18 protein-coding genes are annotated in these 16799 nt (G+C 66.3%); 7 read left to right on the forward strand and 11 right to left on the reverse strand.

Annotation, left to right across the window (positions count from 1 at the left end):
• Window positions 1-42 precede the first annotated feature (42 nt).
• Together ACFWP0_RS14180 and ACFWP0_RS14185 are read left to right on the forward strand one after the other, a co-directional pair.
• The gene (locus ACFWP0_RS14180) at window positions 43-579 is read left to right on the forward strand and encodes a hypothetical protein (protein ID WP_377842929.1); all 537 of its coding nucleotides are present in this window, start codon (window positions 43-45) and stop codon (window positions 577-579) included.
• Entirely contained in the window at window positions 576-1340 is a 765-nt protein-coding gene (locus tag ACFWP0_RS14185; protein ID WP_377842931.1) for a DUF1828 domain-containing protein, read from the forward strand. The genes ACFWP0_RS14180 and ACFWP0_RS14185 overlap by 4 nt, the downstream gene beginning before the upstream one ends.
• Before the next feature lie 7 nt (window positions 1341-1347).
• Here the strand turns inward: ACFWP0_RS14185 and ACFWP0_RS14190 are convergent, their stop codons facing one another.
• The 3 genes from ACFWP0_RS14190 to ACFWP0_RS14200 all read right to left on the reverse strand — a co-directional run bounded on the left by ACFWP0_RS14190 (window position 1348) and on the right by ACFWP0_RS14200 (window position 3399).
• Window positions 1348-1623 carry a hypothetical protein gene (locus ACFWP0_RS14190; protein WP_377842933.1) on the reverse strand — a complete coding sequence of 92 codons (276 nt, stop codon included), beginning with the start codon at window positions 1621-1623 and terminating at the stop codon, window positions 1348-1350.
• Window positions 1624-1851: 228 nt separating this feature from the next.
• Window positions 1852-2508 carry an N-acetyltransferase gene (locus ACFWP0_RS14195; RefSeq protein WP_377842936.1) on the reverse strand — a complete coding sequence of 219 codons (657 nt, stop codon included), beginning with the start codon at window positions 2506-2508 and terminating at the stop codon, window positions 1852-1854.
• A gap of 144 nt (window positions 2509-2652) precedes the next feature.
• Complete coding sequence (locus ACFWP0_RS14200; RefSeq protein ID WP_377842938.1) at window positions 2653-3399, reverse strand: ArsR/SmtB family transcription factor; 747 nt, start codon at window positions 3397-3399, stop codon at window positions 2653-2655.
• Window positions 3400-3480: 81 nt separating this feature from the next.
• Between ACFWP0_RS14200 and ACFWP0_RS14205 the strand changes: the two genes are divergently transcribed.
• Complete coding sequence (locus ACFWP0_RS14205; RefSeq protein ID WP_377842940.1) at window positions 3481-4782, forward strand: MFS transporter; 1302 nt, start codon at window positions 3481-3483, stop codon at window positions 4780-4782.
• Window positions 4783-4794: 12 nt separating this feature from the next.
• Here ACFWP0_RS14205 and ACFWP0_RS14210 read toward each other — a convergent pair whose 3' ends face one another.
• Window positions 4795-5427 (reverse strand): FMN-binding negative transcriptional regulator, encoded by a 633-nt coding sequence (locus ACFWP0_RS14210; protein WP_377842942.1) that lies wholly within the window; start codon window positions 5425-5427, stop codon window positions 4795-4797.
• 98 nt (window positions 5428-5525) lie between these two features.
• Entirely contained in the window at window positions 5526-5720 is a 195-nt protein-coding gene (locus tag ACFWP0_RS14215) for a hypothetical protein (protein ID WP_377842943.1), read from the reverse strand.
• A 332-nt stretch (window positions 5721-6052) separates the two neighbouring features.
• On the opposite strand from ACFWP0_RS14215, the gene ACFWP0_RS14220 reads away from it, so the two are divergent.
• The 4 genes from ACFWP0_RS14220 (at window position 6053) to ACFWP0_RS14235 (ending at window position 8723) form a co-directional block, all read left to right on the forward strand.
• On the forward strand, window positions 6053-6748 hold the full coding sequence (locus ACFWP0_RS14220) for a DUF3313 domain-containing protein (protein WP_377842946.1): 696 nt from the start codon (window positions 6053-6055) through the stop codon (window positions 6746-6748).
• A 170-nt stretch (window positions 6749-6918) separates the two neighbouring features.
• Window positions 6919-7086, forward strand: a complete 168-nt coding sequence (locus ACFWP0_RS14225; RefSeq protein ID WP_377842948.1) for a hypothetical protein — start codon at window positions 6919-6921, stop codon at window positions 7084-7086.
• On the forward strand, window positions 7083-7700 hold the full coding sequence (locus tag ACFWP0_RS14230) for a YiiX family permuted papain-like enzyme (RefSeq protein ID WP_377842950.1): 618 nt from the start codon (window positions 7083-7085) through the stop codon (window positions 7698-7700). The genes ACFWP0_RS14225 and ACFWP0_RS14230 overlap by 4 nt, the downstream gene beginning before the upstream one ends.
• A 39-nt stretch (window positions 7701-7739) precedes the next feature.
• On the forward strand, window positions 7740-8723 hold the full coding sequence (locus ACFWP0_RS14235; protein ID WP_377842951.1) for a DUF4105 domain-containing protein: 984 nt from the start codon (window positions 7740-7742) through the stop codon (window positions 8721-8723).
• A gap of 10 nt (window positions 8724-8733) precedes the next feature.
• On the opposite strand, the gene ACFWP0_RS14240 is transcribed toward ACFWP0_RS14235, so the two are convergent.
• From ACFWP0_RS14240 to ACFWP0_RS14265, 6 genes are all read right to left on the reverse strand, one after another.
• On the reverse strand, window positions 8734-9201 hold the full coding sequence (locus ACFWP0_RS14240) for a carboxymuconolactone decarboxylase family protein (RefSeq protein WP_377842954.1): 468 nt from the start codon (window positions 9199-9201) through the stop codon (window positions 8734-8736).
• 102 nt (window positions 9202-9303) lie between these two features.
• Complete coding sequence (locus tag ACFWP0_RS14245; RefSeq protein ID WP_377842956.1) at window positions 9304-10695, reverse strand: amidohydrolase family protein; 1392 nt, start codon at window positions 10693-10695, stop codon at window positions 9304-9306.
• Window positions 10696-10729: 34 nt separating this feature from the next.
• The gene (locus ACFWP0_RS14250) at window positions 10730-12550 is read right to left on the reverse strand and encodes an SLC13 family permease (RefSeq protein WP_377842958.1); all 1821 of its coding nucleotides are present in this window, start codon (window positions 12548-12550) and stop codon (window positions 10730-10732) included.
• Window positions 12551-12582: 32 nt separating this feature from the next.
• Window positions 12583-14007: a basic amino acid/polyamine antiporter gene (locus ACFWP0_RS14255; RefSeq protein WP_377843380.1), complete on the reverse strand. Its 1425-nt coding sequence runs from the start codon at window positions 14005-14007 to the stop codon at window positions 12583-12585.
• A 97-nt stretch (window positions 14008-14104) separates the two neighbouring features.
• Window positions 14105-15346 (reverse strand): arginine deiminase, encoded by a 1242-nt coding sequence (gene arcA, locus ACFWP0_RS14260; RefSeq protein ID WP_377842960.1) that lies wholly within the window; start codon window positions 15344-15346, stop codon window positions 14105-14107.
• A gap of 16 nt (window positions 15347-15362) precedes the next feature.
• The gene (locus ACFWP0_RS14265; RefSeq protein WP_377843381.1) at window positions 15363-16784 is read right to left on the reverse strand and encodes a basic amino acid/polyamine antiporter; all 1422 of its coding nucleotides are present in this window, start codon (window positions 16782-16784) and stop codon (window positions 15363-15365) included.
• Window positions 16785-16799: the final 15 nt, after the last annotated feature.

A 16799-nucleotide genomic window follows, 5' to 3' on the forward strand; every position in this document is an offset into this window, starting at 1 on the left:
AGATTTTCAAGCGCGCACTTCCAAGACCCTAGATCCGTTTCCATGGCCAACAAGTTCGAACCGTTAATCACCGTTGATGAGGTGCAAGAGATCCTTGCCGAACCCAAGGAAACCGTAAAACCGATCCTCTGGACCCCGAAGCCCGCCTCCAACAATATCCAGTGGATGGAGTTCGCCAGCCCGTGCCGGGTCAAGGGCGACGTCCGCGAAGACGTGATCTTCCGCGCCATCTACCGGGGCGCGCGCACCGCGGTGCACGGCCAGGCCACCATCTTCCTGACGGAAGCGTTCTGCGCCAGCCTGTTCGTGGGCCCGCACCGCGTGTTTGGCGTGGACACCGACGACTCCTTCCACACCAGCCTGGTGGGCGCGGGCCGGCCGCAGTACCGCAAGCCGCTTGCGGATCGCAGCCATGAACACATCTGGGTGGACGAAGGCGAAGGCTACGCCGAGCCCGTCGTGCCCGCCCTGCACACCATCGGCGCGCTGATGCAGTATTTCCTGCCGCGGGCGAACCTGACGCTCGCCGGCGGTTTCGCGCATCCCCTCAAAGGCCGCCAAATCGAACTGATCCTATGAGCACTTTTCTGGAAGCCTCCGGCTGGACCGTCCTGCCGGCCGGCGAACACGCCATTCGCGCCGTGTCTCCCATGACGCTGGGCCTGGATGGCCAGCATGCCGCGTTCTTCATCGCCCATCCCGACGACGCGTCGTTCTACCTGACCGACGCCTGTGAGACCGCGATGCACGCGTCCAGCTACGGCATCGACGTGGCGGCCAAGCGCATCGACATCCTGAACGAAACGCCGGGCGTCAGCCTGGCGCACTTCGACCGCGCGGGCGCCATCGTCGCGTCCGGCCCGAATGAGCAGTTGCAGGAAGCGCTTTGGGATGCCGTGAAGCTGGCGATGGCGCTGTCGTTCCAGTGCGCCAAGTGGATGCCCAGGTTCAGCCAGCTCCGCTTCCGCGCCCAGGTGGGCCGCGCGCTGGCCGAAGGCGTGGGCGTGAACCGCATGGTCAAGGGCGCGCGCGCCAAGGGCAGCAGCGGCCACATGGCGGACTTCGCGTTCGCGGTGCGCGCGGGCGGCAGCACGGCGCTGACGTACATCGAGCCGATCGCCCTGAAGGCCGGCAAGAAGATGGACTGGACGCAGGTCTACCAGACCCACGGCAAGATGTCGGACGTGAAGATGGCGGATGCGCGCAATTCGCGCATGGTCATCCTGGAAGACGGCGCGTCGGCCGAGGAATTCAAGAAGGCCGTGACAATACTTGAGCAGTCCGCGACGGTGCAGACGCTGGCCAAGACCCGCGACTGGCGGGAAGTCTTTTCCGGATAGGAAAGCGTCAGGAAGGCATGTTCGTCAGGCCATCGACGATCTCGCGGCCATGCAGGATGGCCGCGTGCACGGCTTCGCGCGGACTATAGACATAGCCGCCTTCGGCAAACTGTGGAACCGGATATTCGTCGCCGCCCTCAAGAACGGCGCCGGCCTGGACCACCATCACCGACGCGACAAAGACGGGGCCGCTGGACGGCGCTTGAACCTCGACAGCGCCGGCGCCCCGGGACACCTTGGCAGTAAGCCGGTATCCCTTGTAGATCAAGTTGTTCTGATGCACTTCGGATGCCCTCTCTGCGGTCCAGCATACCCCGGCATTCCATGACAGTTCAGATATGTTTTGTAACCTAAGCAGAAACTAGAAACACTGTTGCGCCGCAACGATTGCGTCCCCATTTCTCAAATGTTGAGAACGGCTATCCGCCATCTGGCGGATAGGCAATGCCGACGCGGCTTGCGGGCAAGTGCCGGGCGCGCGCGCAACGCGGCCCGGCTGCGTCTTGAGGGATTACCCTAGGCCGTGTTGCGAAACCGCATCTTCGGACCGATTCATGCCGGTTGCCCGCATGTAATCCGCCAAGGTCCAGCCCCTGCCCAGCAGGATCATCCGGGTGTGCAGGTCTTGCCGCGCCCGGTCGGACACTTCGGCGCCCAGGTAGCTCAGCTGCTTGCGGCGCAGGTCCACATACCCCAGCTCATAGCGGCGGGCCAACCCCATCCACAGGCGGTGCGCGCCCGTTGACTGGCGCGCGCCGCTGATGATGCACAGGCCGGCATCCAGCCCCCAGCGATACACCGCCGTGGCCAGGCCCATGCCCTGGTAGGGTTGCGCGTATTTGGAGTGCGGCGCGCGCACGTAGGGGTCGGCGCGCCGGCCCACTTCGATCAGCCGGTTGAACACGGTGCAGCCCGCCACCCGGCCGCGCCGCACATCCACCACATACACGTAATACTCGCCGTCGGCTTCGCGGTAGCGAAGCACGATGCCAGGGATGTCGGTCTTGACCTCCGGCAATCCATGCAAGCGGTCCGAAGGGCGATTCATGCGGTTGTGGATGGCATCGAGTTCATTGTCCACCTCGCGGGGGGAGTGATTAACGTCGATGCGCAATTCCGTCACGTTCTGCATGACATGACGGAATGCGTGCAGCGCCAGCGTAGGCAAGGCCACCTCCTGTACAGGGTTGATGAAGGTTATCCACGAGGGATGGGAAGACGAAAAAAAAGCCGCATTCGCGGCTGGAATGGTTGTGTGCATGGCCGCCGCCTGAGGGCGGAGCGGTTGGGAAGCGATGCGGTCATGGAAAGGCTAGGCCGCGGCATGCTTGTCTCCTGGCGTCCAGCTTGCGGCATGCGCGGCGGGCTGGTCATCGGCGGGGCCGAAGAAGGCGGGAAACTGCTTCGCGCCCTTGCGCGTGACGCCCAAGGCCCGCGAGTCCAGGTCCTTTTCGATCCAGCCGCGCTGCTCCAGCGCATCCAGCAGCGCCGCGCCCAAGGCGCCGCCCAGATGCGAGCGCCGTTCGCTCCAGTCCAGGCAGGCGCAGGCGAAGCGCCGGCGGCGCTGGCGCGCCTGCGCGACGTCCACGCCCACCTGCGCCAGCGAGGCTTCGCCCAGGGGCGTCAGCGCGTAGTCTCGACCATCGGCGGCCAGCCACTGGCGGGCCAGCATCGCGTCATGGATGCGCACAGCCAGCGTGCCGGCCATGTGGTCATAACAGGTGCGGGCTTCGCGCAGCGCGGACGGGGTGGAAGGCTTGAAGGGCGCGCGTTCGGCGCCGGCAACGACCAGCAAGGCCTCCAGCGCGTGTCCGACCTCGCCATTGGCCAGCCGGTAATAGCGGTGCTTGCCTTGCACGGCCATCTCGACCAGGCCTTGTTCGCGCAGGCGCTGGAAATGGCTGCTGGCCGTGGAGGCGCCGATGTCGGCGGCCGCCGCGAGCTCGGTGGCGGTGCGGGCCCGGCCATCCAGCAGCACGCACAGCATGCGCGCGCGCGCCGGGTCGGCGATGGCGCCGGCCACGGCGGACAGGTTGACGTCGGCGAACTCGGATTCCATGATTCGTTCCGGACCAAAGTATTGTGTGCGAACGCTAAGCATACTGCGAGTCATCGCAACAAGACACCCAGGCCCCGCCCCATGCCCTCCTCCCCCTCCTTCTTCGGCTGGAAAGTCCTGCAAGCCACCTTCGTCCTTGCCATCTTCGGCTGGGGCGTGGGCTTCTACGGCCCGCCCGTGTTCCTGCATGCGGTGGTGCAGCGCACCGGCTGGAGCGTGGCGCTGGTGTCCGGCGCGGTCACGCTGCATTTCCTGGCGGGCACGGTGGTGGTGGCCAACCTGCCGCGCCTGTACCGGCGCATCGGCGTCCCGCGCGCTACCCTGGGCGGCGCCGCGCTGCTGGCGCTGGGCGTGGCCGGATGGGCCGTGGCGCGCACGCCCTGGCAACTGTATGCCGCGGCGGTGTTCAGCGGCATGGGCTGGGTGACCCTGGGCGCCGCGGCGGTCAATGCGTTGATCGCGCCCTGGTTCGTGCGCAAGCGGCCCGCCGCCTTGGGGCTGGCCTACAACGGCGCCAGCGTGGGGGGCATCGTATTCTCGCCGTTGTGGGTGTTCCTGATCGCCCAAGCCGGCTTTGCGCAGGCGGCCTTGTGGGTGGGGCTGGCGATGGTCGCGGTGATCGCCGTGCTGTCGCGCAAGGTGTTCTCCGTCACGCCGCAGCAGTTGGACCAGGCTCCCGACGGCGACACGGCCGCCACGGCCGCCACGCCCGCGTCGGCCGCCGCGGCATCGGCCGCCGCGGCATCGGCCGCCGCGGCATCGCCCGGGCGGGTGGGTAATCTGTGGCGCGACCGCGCCTTTGCAACGCTGGCCGCCGGCATGGCGCTGGGGCTGTTCGCCCAGATCGGCTTGATCGCGCATCTGCTGTCCGTGCTCGCGCCGCTGCTGGGCGCGCAGACCGCCGGACTGGCAATGGGCCTGGCCACGGCCAGCGCCATCGCGGGCCGGACGCTGGTGGGCTGGCTGATGCCGGTGGGCGCGGACCGCCGCAAGGTGGCCTGCCTGGCCTATGCCATCCAGATCGGCGGATCGCTCGTGCTGATGCTGGCCGCGGATCACGCTTGGGCGGTGTGGGCGGGCGTGGTGCTGTTCGGCTCGGGCATCGGCAACGCGACGTCCTTGCCGCCCCTGATCGCGCAAACGGAATTCGCACGCGAAGACGCGGCTCGCGTGGTGCCGCTGATCGTCGCGCTATCGCAGGGCGCCTACGCATTCGCGCCGGCGCTCTTCGGCCTGCTGCGGGCCGTGCTGGAAGCGTCGGGGCTGTCCCTGCTGGGGTTCCTGGCAGCCGCCGCGGCCTTGCAGGCGGCCGCCATCGTCTGCTTTGCGGCGGGACGCGGCGCGCAGGCGGCGCGCCTGCCGCATGCCGCCGGAACGCCCTGATCCGCAGGCGCCTCAGCCCGCGCCGCCCCGGCGCGCGACCAGGCCGGCCATGACGGCGTCGCCCCGCTCGTTGGCCAGGCCTTCAGCCACGCCCTGGCGATCGGCCGCCGGGCGGTTCTGGCTGACCTTCCATTTGCCTTCGATGCGGGCAATGGGGATCTCCACGCCAACGATGGCGCGCATCTGCGCGGCGATGAATTCCGGCGGCGCCTGATCGACGCTCCAGGGTTGCGCGCGCGCCTTTTCCTGGCTGTCCGTCAGGGCATCGAGCTGCGCGCGCAGCCAGGCGGGATCGTCCTGGATCACGGGCGTGCCCCAGGCGTGCACCGCCACGAAGTTCCAGGTGGGAACCACCTTGTGCGTTTCGGCCTTGGCGGCGTACCAGGACGGCGTGACGTAGGCCTGCGCGCCGTGAAACACCACCAGGCATTCCCGCCCGGCCGCCAGCTCCGCGAGCTGCGGATTGGCGCGGGCCACGTGCAGGCGCAACACGCCTTGCGGCCCTTCCGGGTAGAGCAGACAGGGGATATGGTTGGCCATCAGCCCGCCTTCCCCGCTGGTCATGATGACGCCCAGCGGATGGGCGCGGATGAAGTCGTGCTGGACATCCAGGGAGTCTTCGCGGAAAGCGGACGGCAGATACATGATGAGGGCGCGGCGTGTGGGATAAAACCACAACATACCGCCCCCGTGGCCCTATGAACAGGGCCATGGGGATTCTGTTTTATGGAGCCAAGCCGACGCTATCGTCGGGAGCGTTCATAGGCCGCGTTCATGCGGTCGCGGGCCTCGGTTTCGTGCGCATAGGCCCGGTCATAGGTTTCCATGCACCCGAGGGTGGGATTGGGCCACTTGATCGCGGCGATCGCGGCGGTGAGTTCGTCGCGGGCGCGCTGCCATTCCTTGACGGCGGCATACCATTCCTTGGCGGTGTCCATAGCTTCCTCCCTATGTGCACGCTTCCATCGTAGCCCCCCGCGCGCCCGCGGAACCGGCATTTTTGAATGGTTTAAAGGATGACCTGCGCTACCCGAAAAGGGTCGGGCCAGGACCGCGCCGGCCCTTGTCGAAAAAACCGGCGGCGCCGGTCGATCAGGCACATAATTGCCAGTACATCGATGCCTGACCCGCGCCCGTCGTTTCAGGCGCACGCAACGATAGCTGGAAGTCGGGAACACGCGGCAACGTCGGCCATGCTCGATCGCCCCTGCCCGCAGCGCGCCGTCGGCCTACCCCCAATCCGGGCGCTGCTTTCTGGAAAGGAAAGCACATGAAGCCCCCCATCGCCATCGCCGCCTGCTGCGCCCTGATCGGACTGGCCGGCTGCACCAACCTGCCCAAGGCGCAGGACTACTCGACATCGCTGGGTGAAACCCAGAGCCAGCTCCGGCAAGACCCTGACTGGACCGGCGGCCGGCTGTGGGTGCGCCCGGGCCCGCCGATCGCCAGCCAATTCGACAGGAAGCTCATCCTGGAGAACGTGACCTACATCCAGGGCGACCGGCCCGACGACCTGGACATGCGCGACAACACCGAACTGCGCGACCGGACGCTGGCCTACATGAACGAGGCCCTGCGCCGGGAATTCTCGCAAGCCGGCTACCAGTTGATCACCACCCCGGTGCCGCGTTCGGTGCGGCTGCGCGCGGCCATCACGGGCACGTTCAGGAACGACCGCGATCCCAGGGCATTGGAATACGTGCCGATCGGCTACGTGCTGGGCCAGACGGCGAAGGCGGCGGGCATCCGCGATCAATCGGCGCGCCTGCTGATCGAAGCCTCCGCGCGCGACGCCTACACCAACCAGCTGCTCGTCGCTTCGATGGGCGCCGTCACGGGCAGCAACCTGCCTCCGGACAGGAAGCCCACGGCGGACGACGTGCGCACCGCAATCGACGAGTGGGCGCGCAAGGTGCGTGAGCAGTTCGACCGCATCTGGGTCGCGGAAAGGCCGGAAGCCGGCTGAGCGCGGCCTTGCCGGAGCCGCGCCGCAAGGGGAACATCCTGCCGGCCGCCCCGTCTAATCGTCCGCTTTTCCACTTTTCATATCACGATGTGATGAATATTGACGTCAACCCTCACTTACCCACGGCCACGGCTAATGCTACTGTTCCGCCTGTGCAAGGAGTACATGCAATGGATCAGAAAACGAAGCCCTGGGCTTTTCCCAAACCCCATCCGGAAAACACCCCACGTGGTGAGCGCAACAAACAAGAGTTCGACGCTCCGCCCGAAGACAAGAAACCCGCGCCCAAGCCGCGCGGCAAGAAAGAGACGCCGGCCGCCAGCCGGGCTCGCCCATGACACTGGCTGCCTGGGGGCGCGCCGCCGCCGCGGCGGTGCTGTCCACGCTTTCCGTGGCGGCCGCCGCGTCGCCCGACCTGCAGACGGGCGACATGGTGTTCCAGCAATCCCGTTCGGCGCAAAGCCTGGCCATCCAGCAGGCCACGCATTCGCCGTACAGCCACATGGGCATGATCGTGATGCGCCGCGGCCAGCCCTATGTGCTGGAGGCCGCGGCGCGGGTAAGCTACACGCCGCTCGCCCAATGGATCGCCCAGGGCGAGCGCGGCCACTACGTGGCCAAGCGGCTGCGCGACGCGTCCCGGCTTACGCCCAAGGCGCTCGAACAGCTTGCGAAGGCCGGCGCCGAGTATCTGGGCAAGCCCTATGACCTGGTGTTCGCGTGGTCGGACGAACAGATCTACTGCTCGGAGCTGGTCTGGAAAATCTACCAGCGCGCGCTCGGCGTGGAGATCGGGGCGCTTGCCCCGCTCAAGAGCTTTGACCTGACATCCCCCGCCGTGCGCGCCAAGATGCAGGAGCGCTACGGCAAGAACGTCCCCTGGGAAGAGCCGATCATCTCGCCCGCCGCCATGTACAAGTCGGACCAGCTGGCGACAGTGGGCACGTTCTGACGATACGGCCCGCCCGATTGCGGATCGGCAAGGAGCGCCATGACGGTTTCCATCCTGCTTGGCATCGCGATTGTGCTTGTGACGGCCTGGGGCGCGCTTGCCCTGTGGGTGCGCGCGCCGCTGGCCCGCGGATGGAAGTGCGCCCTGCTGCTGGCATGGACGCTGTCGGCCCTGGCGGCGCTGGCCGGCCTGGCCTTGCCCGCGTGGCGGCCGGGCTGGTACGCGCATGCGGCGGCGCTGGTCGCGCTGCTGTGCTGGTGGAGCGGCATCCGGCCGTCCAACGACCGGCCGTGGATAGCGGAGGTCTCGCGCCAGACCCATGGCGAAATCGAAGGCAACCACGTCACGCTGCACAATGTGCGCAACTTCGACTGGCGCACCCGAACCGATTTCACGCCTTGCTGGGAAACGCGCAGCTATGCGCTGGACGAGCTGCAATCCGTGGACGTCGCCCTGTCCTACTGGGGCCGCCCCGCCATTGCCCATGCCCTGGTTTCCTTTGGGTTCGGCGCCGACAGCCATGTCGTGTTCTCGGTGGAGATACGGCGCAAGCAGGGCGACAAGTTCTCCGAGATCGGCGGCTTCTTCAAACAATATGAGCTGAGCGTGATCGCCTCCGCCGAAGAGGACAGCCTGCGGGTGCGCACGAACGTCCGGGACGAGGACGGCTATCTCTACCGCGTCCACATGCCCGAGGGCGCCGCGCGCGACCTCTTTCTGGCCTACGTGGAAACGGCGAACCGGCTGCGCAAGACGCCGCGCTTCTATCACACGCTGACCGCCAACTGCTCCACCATCGTGTTCCAGATGGCGCGGCGGATCGTGCCCGGCCTGCCGCTGGACTACCGTCAGCTGGCCTCAGGCTACCTGCCCGAATACCTTTACGAGCTGGACGTGCTGCGGGGCGCAGGCAGCGCGGAACAATATCGCAGCATGGGCCGCTACACAGACAGGGCGCGCGCCACCTACGAGCGCGCGCAGTACTCTCGCAACATCCGGCGCGGCGTGCCGGGAATAGGCTGAGCCGGATGCTTCAACCCGTCCGGCCGGCCGCCGCCGCGGCGGCGGGTGCCACACGGAACGTCACGCCCAGGCGATTGAACGCATTCATCAGTCCGATCGCGTAGGTCAGGTCGGCAAGTTCCTTGTCGCTGAATTCCGCCGCGGCGGCGGCATAGTCGGCGTCCGGGACGCCGGTTTCGGCAACGCGCGTGACCGTTTCCGCCCACGCAAGCGCGGCGCGTTCCCGGGCGCTGAATACCTCTCCCGCTTCGCGCCACACCGGCACGAGCACCAGCTTGTCCACGGCGACGCCGTGCTCGAGCAGCTCGCGCGAATGCATGTCGATGCAATAGGCGCAGCCGTTGATCTGCGACACCCGCAGATAGACCTGCAGAAGCAGCGCTTCCGGCAGGCCGCACTTTTTCAGGTAGAGGTACACGCCGCCGAAGGCTTTGTATCCTTCGGGCGACGCTTTGGCGTAGTCGATGCGATTGCCCATGATGTGTCCTGGTCTTGTAGGTTCAGGGCTCCATGATGCGGCATCTTGCCCCACCAAGGGAGGGCCATAAACCGGATTACCGACTGGGACATCCTGCGCCCGTCAGCGGGGCGCCATGATGTCCTTGAAAACGACCCCGTCCTTCATGATCACAAGGAAGTTCTTGTCCGGATCGCCAATCAGCTTGATGTCCTGCAGCGGATCCCCGTCGACCAGCAGCAGGTCGGCAAGCGCGCCTTCGCGCAGGACGCCCAGGTCGCCGGGATACGGATTGCGCAGGCCGGACAGTTTCAGGAGCTGCGCGTTCGTGCCGGTGGCCATGATGAGCGTCTGCGCCGGGGTGTACCAGCGGGTCAGGCTCGCCAGGATCTTCCCCTGCTGCTCGGCCAGGCTGCTCGAAAACAGGATGTCGGTTCCAAAGGCGGTCTTCAGCTTGTGCTTGATCGCAAGCTGGTAAGTCTTGTCGGTGCCGGCAAAGACTTCCTGCGCTTTTTCCCATTGGACCGAACCCTTCGGGAAGGCATCCGCCAGCTCGTCGGGGAAAGGCTGGGTGCTGAGCCAGGTGCCCGTCTTGGCCATCAGCTGGGCGGTCTCTTCGTCCATCATGCTGCCGTGCTCGATGCTCAACACGCCCGCCCTGATCGCCCGCTGGATCGCGACCGGCGTGTAGGCGTGCACCGCCACGTAGGTGCCCCAATCCGTGGCGGCGTCCACCGCCGCCTTCAGTTCCGGCTCGGTGAAGGTCACGACGTCCAGCGGGCTGTGCGGCGAGGACACGCCCCCGCCTCCGGTCAGCTTGATTTGCGTGGCGCCTTGCATGAGCTGCTCGCGCGTGCGCACGCGCACCTCGTCGGGGCTGTCGGCGATGGTGCTGTCGCCGGCAATATCGTGCCGGGACCCCGGCGCGCCCAGCGAGCGCGGCAGGTCGGACATGGAACGAAAATCGCCATGCCCGCTGGTCACGGTGATCATCGCCCCGGAAGGATAGATGCGCGGGCCCGGAATCACGCCCTGGTCCACTGCAAGCTTCAGGCTGAACACCGCGCCGCCCACGTCGCGCACGGTGGTGAAGCCGCGCATCAGCGTCTTGCGCGCCTCGACGCCGGCAACGATGTTCAGGTAGGTCGCGTCCTGGGTCAGCGCAACCCCTATCGGCACTCCCACGAACATGCTGTGCCAATGCGCGTCGATCAGGCCCGGCATCAAGGTGCGGCCGCCGCCGTCGATGATCCGGGCGCCGTCGGCGGGGATGCTCTCGCGGGAGACTTTCTCGATAAGATTGCCGTGCACTAGGACGTTGCTCGGGGGGCTCAGCTCGGACGACGCGCCATCGAATATGCGCACGTTTTCAAACAGGATCCTGGACTGGGCGGCGGCCTTGGCCTGGGATGCGGAAAGCTCCTGCCCCGCCGCCGGCAGTTCGTGGGAGAACGCTGCCGCGGCGCCGAGAAGCAGCGTGGCGGCGCCAAATGCAATATGTGGCCTGACAAGCATATGCACACCTCTTGTTTGGAATCCCGCCCTGGCGTCAGGACGGAAACAGGATAGGGATCAGCGTCACGCTGACGAGCAGGGAAAATACCGTCAATGGCGTTCCGATCTTCAGGTAGTCGGAAAAGCCGAATCCGCCCGCCACGCTGACCAGCGCGTTGGACGGCGTTGAAACCGGCGACATGAACGCCGCGGACGAGGCGATGGCGACGGTCATCGCGAAAGCATACGGCGAGGCATGCAGGTTCTCGGCGATGCTGATCGCGACGGGCCCCATCAGCACGGCGGTGGCCGTGCCCGAAACGACGATGCCCAGGCTCACCGTGGCCAGGAACACCAGCGCGAGCTGGCCATAAATGCCCCAGCCCCCGGAGTAGTGAAGCAGGAATTGCGCGGCGAGGTCCACGCCGCCGCTGCGCTTGAGCGCCAGGGCGAACGGCAGCATCCCCGCGATGAGTATCAGGGCGCGCCAGTTGATGGAGCGATAGGCCACATCCAGGGTGACGCAGCCGAACAGGCCCATCATCAGGCAGCCGATCAGGCCCGCCATCACATTGGGGACCCAGTCCGTCAGCATCAGGAAGATGACCGTGGCCAGGGACAGCAGCGCGTGGATGGCCCGGTTGGGCACGGGGACCAGGGAATCGGCCTCGACCGGCATCGCCAGGCTCACCAGATCGTGCTCCTCGGCCTGCAGGGAGAATATGCCCGCCCACGGCCCCACCACGAGCAGCGTGTCCCCAACCCTGAGCCGGGCTTCGGGCAGGTTGCGGATGGCCTTCTTGCCGCGCCAGAGCCCGACGATGAACAGCCCATGCCGCTCAAGCGCCACCGACTCGCGGGCGCTGGCGCCGACCAGCCTGGATTCCGAAGGGATGATCACTTCCACCATGCCCACGTCGCGCGCCTGGTCCGCGAAGTACATGCCCGACACCGGCAGGCGCTTGAGCAGATGTCGGCCGCAGAAGCCGTCGATATCGAAGCTTTCGGCGTCCATGTCCAGCAGCAGGATGTCGCCGGCCTCCAGCACGTCGTCCGCGGTTGCGCGCATCACCGCCCGGGCAAAGCGCGAACTGCGCTCGATCGCGATGACGCATGCCTTTTTGCCCAGCTCGGCGCCGCAGATGCCCAGCTGGCGTCCGACCAGATCGGAGTTTTCCGCGATGAGCAGGCGATAGGCCCGGTTCTGGAGCGAGTACTTCGCGGCCCAATCGCCAAGGCTGGGCCGGCTGGTCTTGCCCTGGCTCTGGCCGGCGTCGATGAACCGTCGGGCAAACAGCATATAGGCGACGCCGCCGGCCAGGACGACCGCGCCGATCGGCGTGAAGTCAAAGAACCGGAAGCCCGTGTAGCCGGCGTAGCCCAGCGCGCTGTTGAGCACGAGATTGGGCGTGGTCGCCACCAGCGTGAGCATCCCGCTGATGGACGCGGCCACGCCCATGGGCATCAGGATGCGTCGGCTGGCCATGCCGGACTTGCGGGAAATCCGCAGCACGATGGGAATGAAAATGGCGACCACCGCGGTGGAGCTCATCACGGCCCCCATCAGCCCGACCGCCCCCATCACCAGCAGCACCAGCCAGCTTTCGCTCTTGCCGCCGTGGCGCAGCAGCAGGTCGCCCACGGCCTGCGCGACGCCGGTGCGCACCAGCCCCTCGCCCACGACGAAGAGGCAGGCGATCAGGATGATGTTGGGGTTGGAGAATCCGTCCAGCGCCTCGCGGTACGTCACCGTGCCGCTCAGGGGCAGCAGCAGCATGACCAGCAGCGCCACCGCGTCCGAGCGGGGACGGCCGGCAACGAAGAGCACAATGGCCACGACCAGGATGGCCAGGACGATCGCGAGGTCGCTGCTCATTGTTGCGGCTTTCCCTGAACCATGGCCGCGCCCTAGAACGCCGTGTTGCCGGTGCTGACGGCCCAGATCCCGACCCCGCAGGACGCCAGGATGACCAGCAGTATCGGCCACTCGAAGCGCGCGAAGGCGCTGCCCTGCTGCTCCCGCCGCGCGATCAGGAAGAGGATCGTGCCTGGCGCGTAGATCAGCGCCGAGAGCACGAAATACCGGAAGCCGCCGGCGTACACCAGCCCGGCCGCGTAAACGGTCGCCACGATGGCCAGCCCCATCTCGAAGGCCCGGCGCCGGCTCCAGCCGCTGTAGGCCTCTCCGCGCACGGCCACCATCAGGCCGAATCCCGCCACGAAGAAATAGGGAATCAGGCTCATCGAACTTGCCATGTTCTTGATGAGCACGAAGGTATCCTCGGTGAAGAGGGTGACGATCAGGAAGGCCTGCACGATGCCGTTGCTCAGCCACAAGGCGGCCGCCGGCACGCCGTGGCGGTTCTCGCGGCCCAGAAACTCGGGCATGATCGCGGCGCGCGCCGCCGCCCGCAGGACTTCCGCGGCAAGCAGGATCCAGGCCAGATAGGCGCCCGCCACCGACACCATCAGCCCCACGCTGACCAGCACGCTTCCCCAGGGCCCGACTATCGCCCTCAGCACGCCGGCCAGCGACGGGTTGCGCAGCGCCGCGAGTTCCGCGCGCGGCATCACCCCGTAGGAAAGCATCGTCACCAGCACCAGCAGCGTGAGCACCAGCAGAAAGCCCAGAACCGTCGCGACCGCCACATCGTCCCTGCGCTTGGCATAGCGCGAATACACGCTTGCGCCCTCCACCCCCAGGAACACGAAAACCGTGGCCAGCATGGTGCCGCGGACCTGCTCCAGCAGGGTCCCCTTGCCATCCCCGCTTTGCCCTTCCATGATGTTCTGGCGCAGAACATCCAGGTCCACGGCGAGGAACGCGAAGACGATGAATAGGGCGATGGGGACGATCTTGGCGATCGTCACCACCGTGTTCATGCCGGTGGCCTGCCGTATCCCGCGCAGGATGGCGAAATGCGTGGACCACAGCAAGACCGAGGACACCAGCACGGCCGGGACCGTATCGCCGTCGCCGAAGAAGGGGAACACGGCGCCCAGCGTGGCCTTGAACACGACGAAGTAGCTGACATTGCCCAGGCAGGCGGCCGTCCAGTAGCCCAGCGCCGCCAGAAACCCGATATAGCGCCCGAAGCCCGCCTTGGCGTAGGCGAAGATGCCCGCGTCCAGGTCCGGGCGCCGGCGCGACAGGAACTGGAAGACCATCGCCAGCGTCAGCATGCCGGTGCCGGCGATGCTCCAGGCAATCAGGCCGCCGACTGGGCCGGTATGGCGCGCGAAGATGCTGGGCAGGGAGAATATCCCCGCCCCCACCATCGAACCCACCACCATGGCGACCAGCGCCATGCGAGAAAGCTTGGCAGTTTCCACGCTCACAGTCGTCTCCTGAGAAAGGGCCGCTCACCCTTTCGCTTCGGGCGTAGCCGGAGCCCGCCTGCGGACTCCGGCCCCGGCGCGCCTGCCCGCCCTAGGCGGGATCCCGGGAAATGGGGCACGTCATGCAGTGGCCGCCTCCCCGTCCCCTGCCCAGCTCGGCGCCGACGAAGGTAATGACTTCGATGCCGGCCTTGCGCAGCAGGGTGTTGGTGTACACGTTGCGGTCATAGGCCAGCACGACCCCCGGCGAAATGGCAACGAGGTTGGCGCCGCTGTCCCACTGGGTGCGCTCCCGCAGGTAGGCATTGCCGCCGGTCTCGACGACGCGCATTTTCTTGACTCCCAATGCCTCGCCGATCACCTCCACCAGGGATCCCTTGTCCTTGTGCAGCTCAAGCTGCCCCGGCGCCTTGCCCGGCCGGTAGGAGAAGGCCTGGATGTTGTTGACGATGTCCGGGTACATGAGCACGCAGTCGCGGTCCGCGAAGGTCAGCACCGTGTCCAGATGCATGGCGGCGCGCAGCTTGGGCATGGCCGCCACGATCACCCGGTCCGCCGCGTTCTTCGCGAACAGGCTGGCCGCAAGCTGGCTGATGGCCTGGCGCGAGGTCCGTTCGCTCATGCCTATCATCACCGTGCGGTTTCCGATCGGCATGACGTCCCCGCCTTCCAGCGTGGCCAGGCCGTGGTCGGCTGTCGGGTCGCCCCACCAGACGTTCACCTTGCCGGCAAAGCGCGGGTGGAACTTGTAGATCGACGAGGTAAGAATCGTCTCTTCGTGCCGCGCGGGCCAGTAAAGCGGATTGAGCGTGACGCCGCCGTAGATCCAGCAGGTCGTGTCGCGCGTGTACAGCGTATTGGGCAGCGGCGGCAGCAGGTACTCCGTGACGCCCGCGGCCTCCTTGATGAGCGTGAGCTGTTCGCCGCCGATGGATTCCGGAAACTCCTCGGTGGACAATCCGCCGATGAGTGTCTCGGCCAGCTTGCGCGCCGGCAGGCCGTCCAGGTAGCTGCGGATCTCGTCGATCAGCCCCAGGCCCACCTGATTGGCCACGACCTGGTTGTCCAGGATCCACTTCTTGGCCTCGGGAATCTCGACCGTTTCGGCCAGCAGATTATGCATTTCGATCACGTCGACGCCCCGGTCGCGCATCTTGGTGATGAAGTCGAAATGGTCCCGCTTGGCGTTGTCGACCCACATGACGTCGTCAAACAGCAGCGAGTCGCAATTGGAGGGGGTCAATCTCTCATGGGCCCGTCCCGGCGCGCAGACCATCACGGTGCGCAGCTGCCCAACTTCTGAATGGACTCCAAATTCTTCGGTATCAGCCATGACTAGCTCCCAAAAGTTAAATGGCGATCCAGCCGTAGACCAGGCCCACGATAGCGGCCAGGCATCCGACGCACGCCACGATGAAAATGATCAACTCCCACCCCTTGAAGAGTGTCCTGCCTTGCTCGCGCCGAGCCCAGAAGTACAGGACCGTCCCAGGCGCGTACAACAGTGCCGACAGCAACACGAACTTCAGGCCCCCGGCGAAGATCATGAAGGCGGTGTACAGGGCCGCGATGCCGGCCAGTATCAGGTCGCGGTTGCGGTCCTTGCCGTCGATGTAGGTTTCGCCCCGCTTGGCCAGCATGAACCCGAACGCGGCGACCAGGAAGTACGGAATCAGCGACATCGCGCTGGTCAGGCTGAGCATCAGCGCAAACGCGTCGCGCGACCAGTACGTGCTGATGACGAACAGCTGCACGATGATGTTGGTCACCCACAGCGCCACGACGGGCACGCCGTTCTTGTTCTCGCGGGCGAAGGCGCGCGGCATGTCTTCGTTCTTTGAGGCCGCGTGCATCACTTCGGCGCAGATCAGCGACCACGCCAGATAGGCGCCCAGCACCGAGATGATGAGCCCCGCGCTGACGAACACGGCGCCCCAGGGCCCGACCACCGTTTCCAGCACCCCGGCCATGGACGGCTGGCGCAGCCCGGCGATGTCTCCCTGCTCCATGACCGCATAGGGCAGCAGCGTGACCAGCACCATCAGGAACAGCGCGGTGACGAACCCGATCAGCGTGGCCACCCCGACGTGCGACCGTTTGGTGGCGAACCGGGAATAGACGCTGGCGCCCTCGATGCCTAGAAAGACGAAGACGGTCACCAGCATCGTCAACCGCACCTGTTCGAAGAGGCTGTAGCCGCTGCGGTCGCCCCAGAAGTTGACGCGGAACAGGTCGAGCTTGAACGCGATGGCCAGCACGACGATGAAGACCACGATGGGAATGATCTTGGCCACCGTCACCACGGCGTTGATGAACGCCGCCTGCTGCACGCCGCGCAGGATCATGAAGTGGAACAGCCAGATCCCCACGGAGGCCACCGCGATCGCGATCACCGTGTTGCCGTCTCCGAAAATCGGAAAGAAGGCTCCCAGCGTGGACTTGATCAGCACCCAGTATGAAACGTTGCCGATGCAGCTTCCGATCCAGTAGCCGAACGCCGAGAGAAACCCGAGATAGTCGCCGAACCCCGCCTTGGCGTAGGCGAACACGCCCGCGTCCAGCTCGGGCTTGCGTTCGGCAAGCGACTGAAACACCCGGGCCAGCGTGTACATGCCCGCGCCGGCAATGATCCACGCGATCACGGCCCCAACCACGCCGGTCGCGCCGCCAAAGGTTCTGGGCAGGGAGAAAATCCCCGCGCCGATCATCGAACCCACCACCATGCCGGTCAAGGCAAGCAATCCTAGCTTCTTGGGAGTACTGCTTTCCATCATGCACCTCCAATA

Source organism: Achromobacter sp. NPDC058515 (assembly GCF_042721735.1).
In the GTDB taxonomy this organism is placed as follows: Bacteria; Pseudomonadota; Gammaproteobacteria; order Burkholderiales; family Burkholderiaceae_B; genus Achromobacter.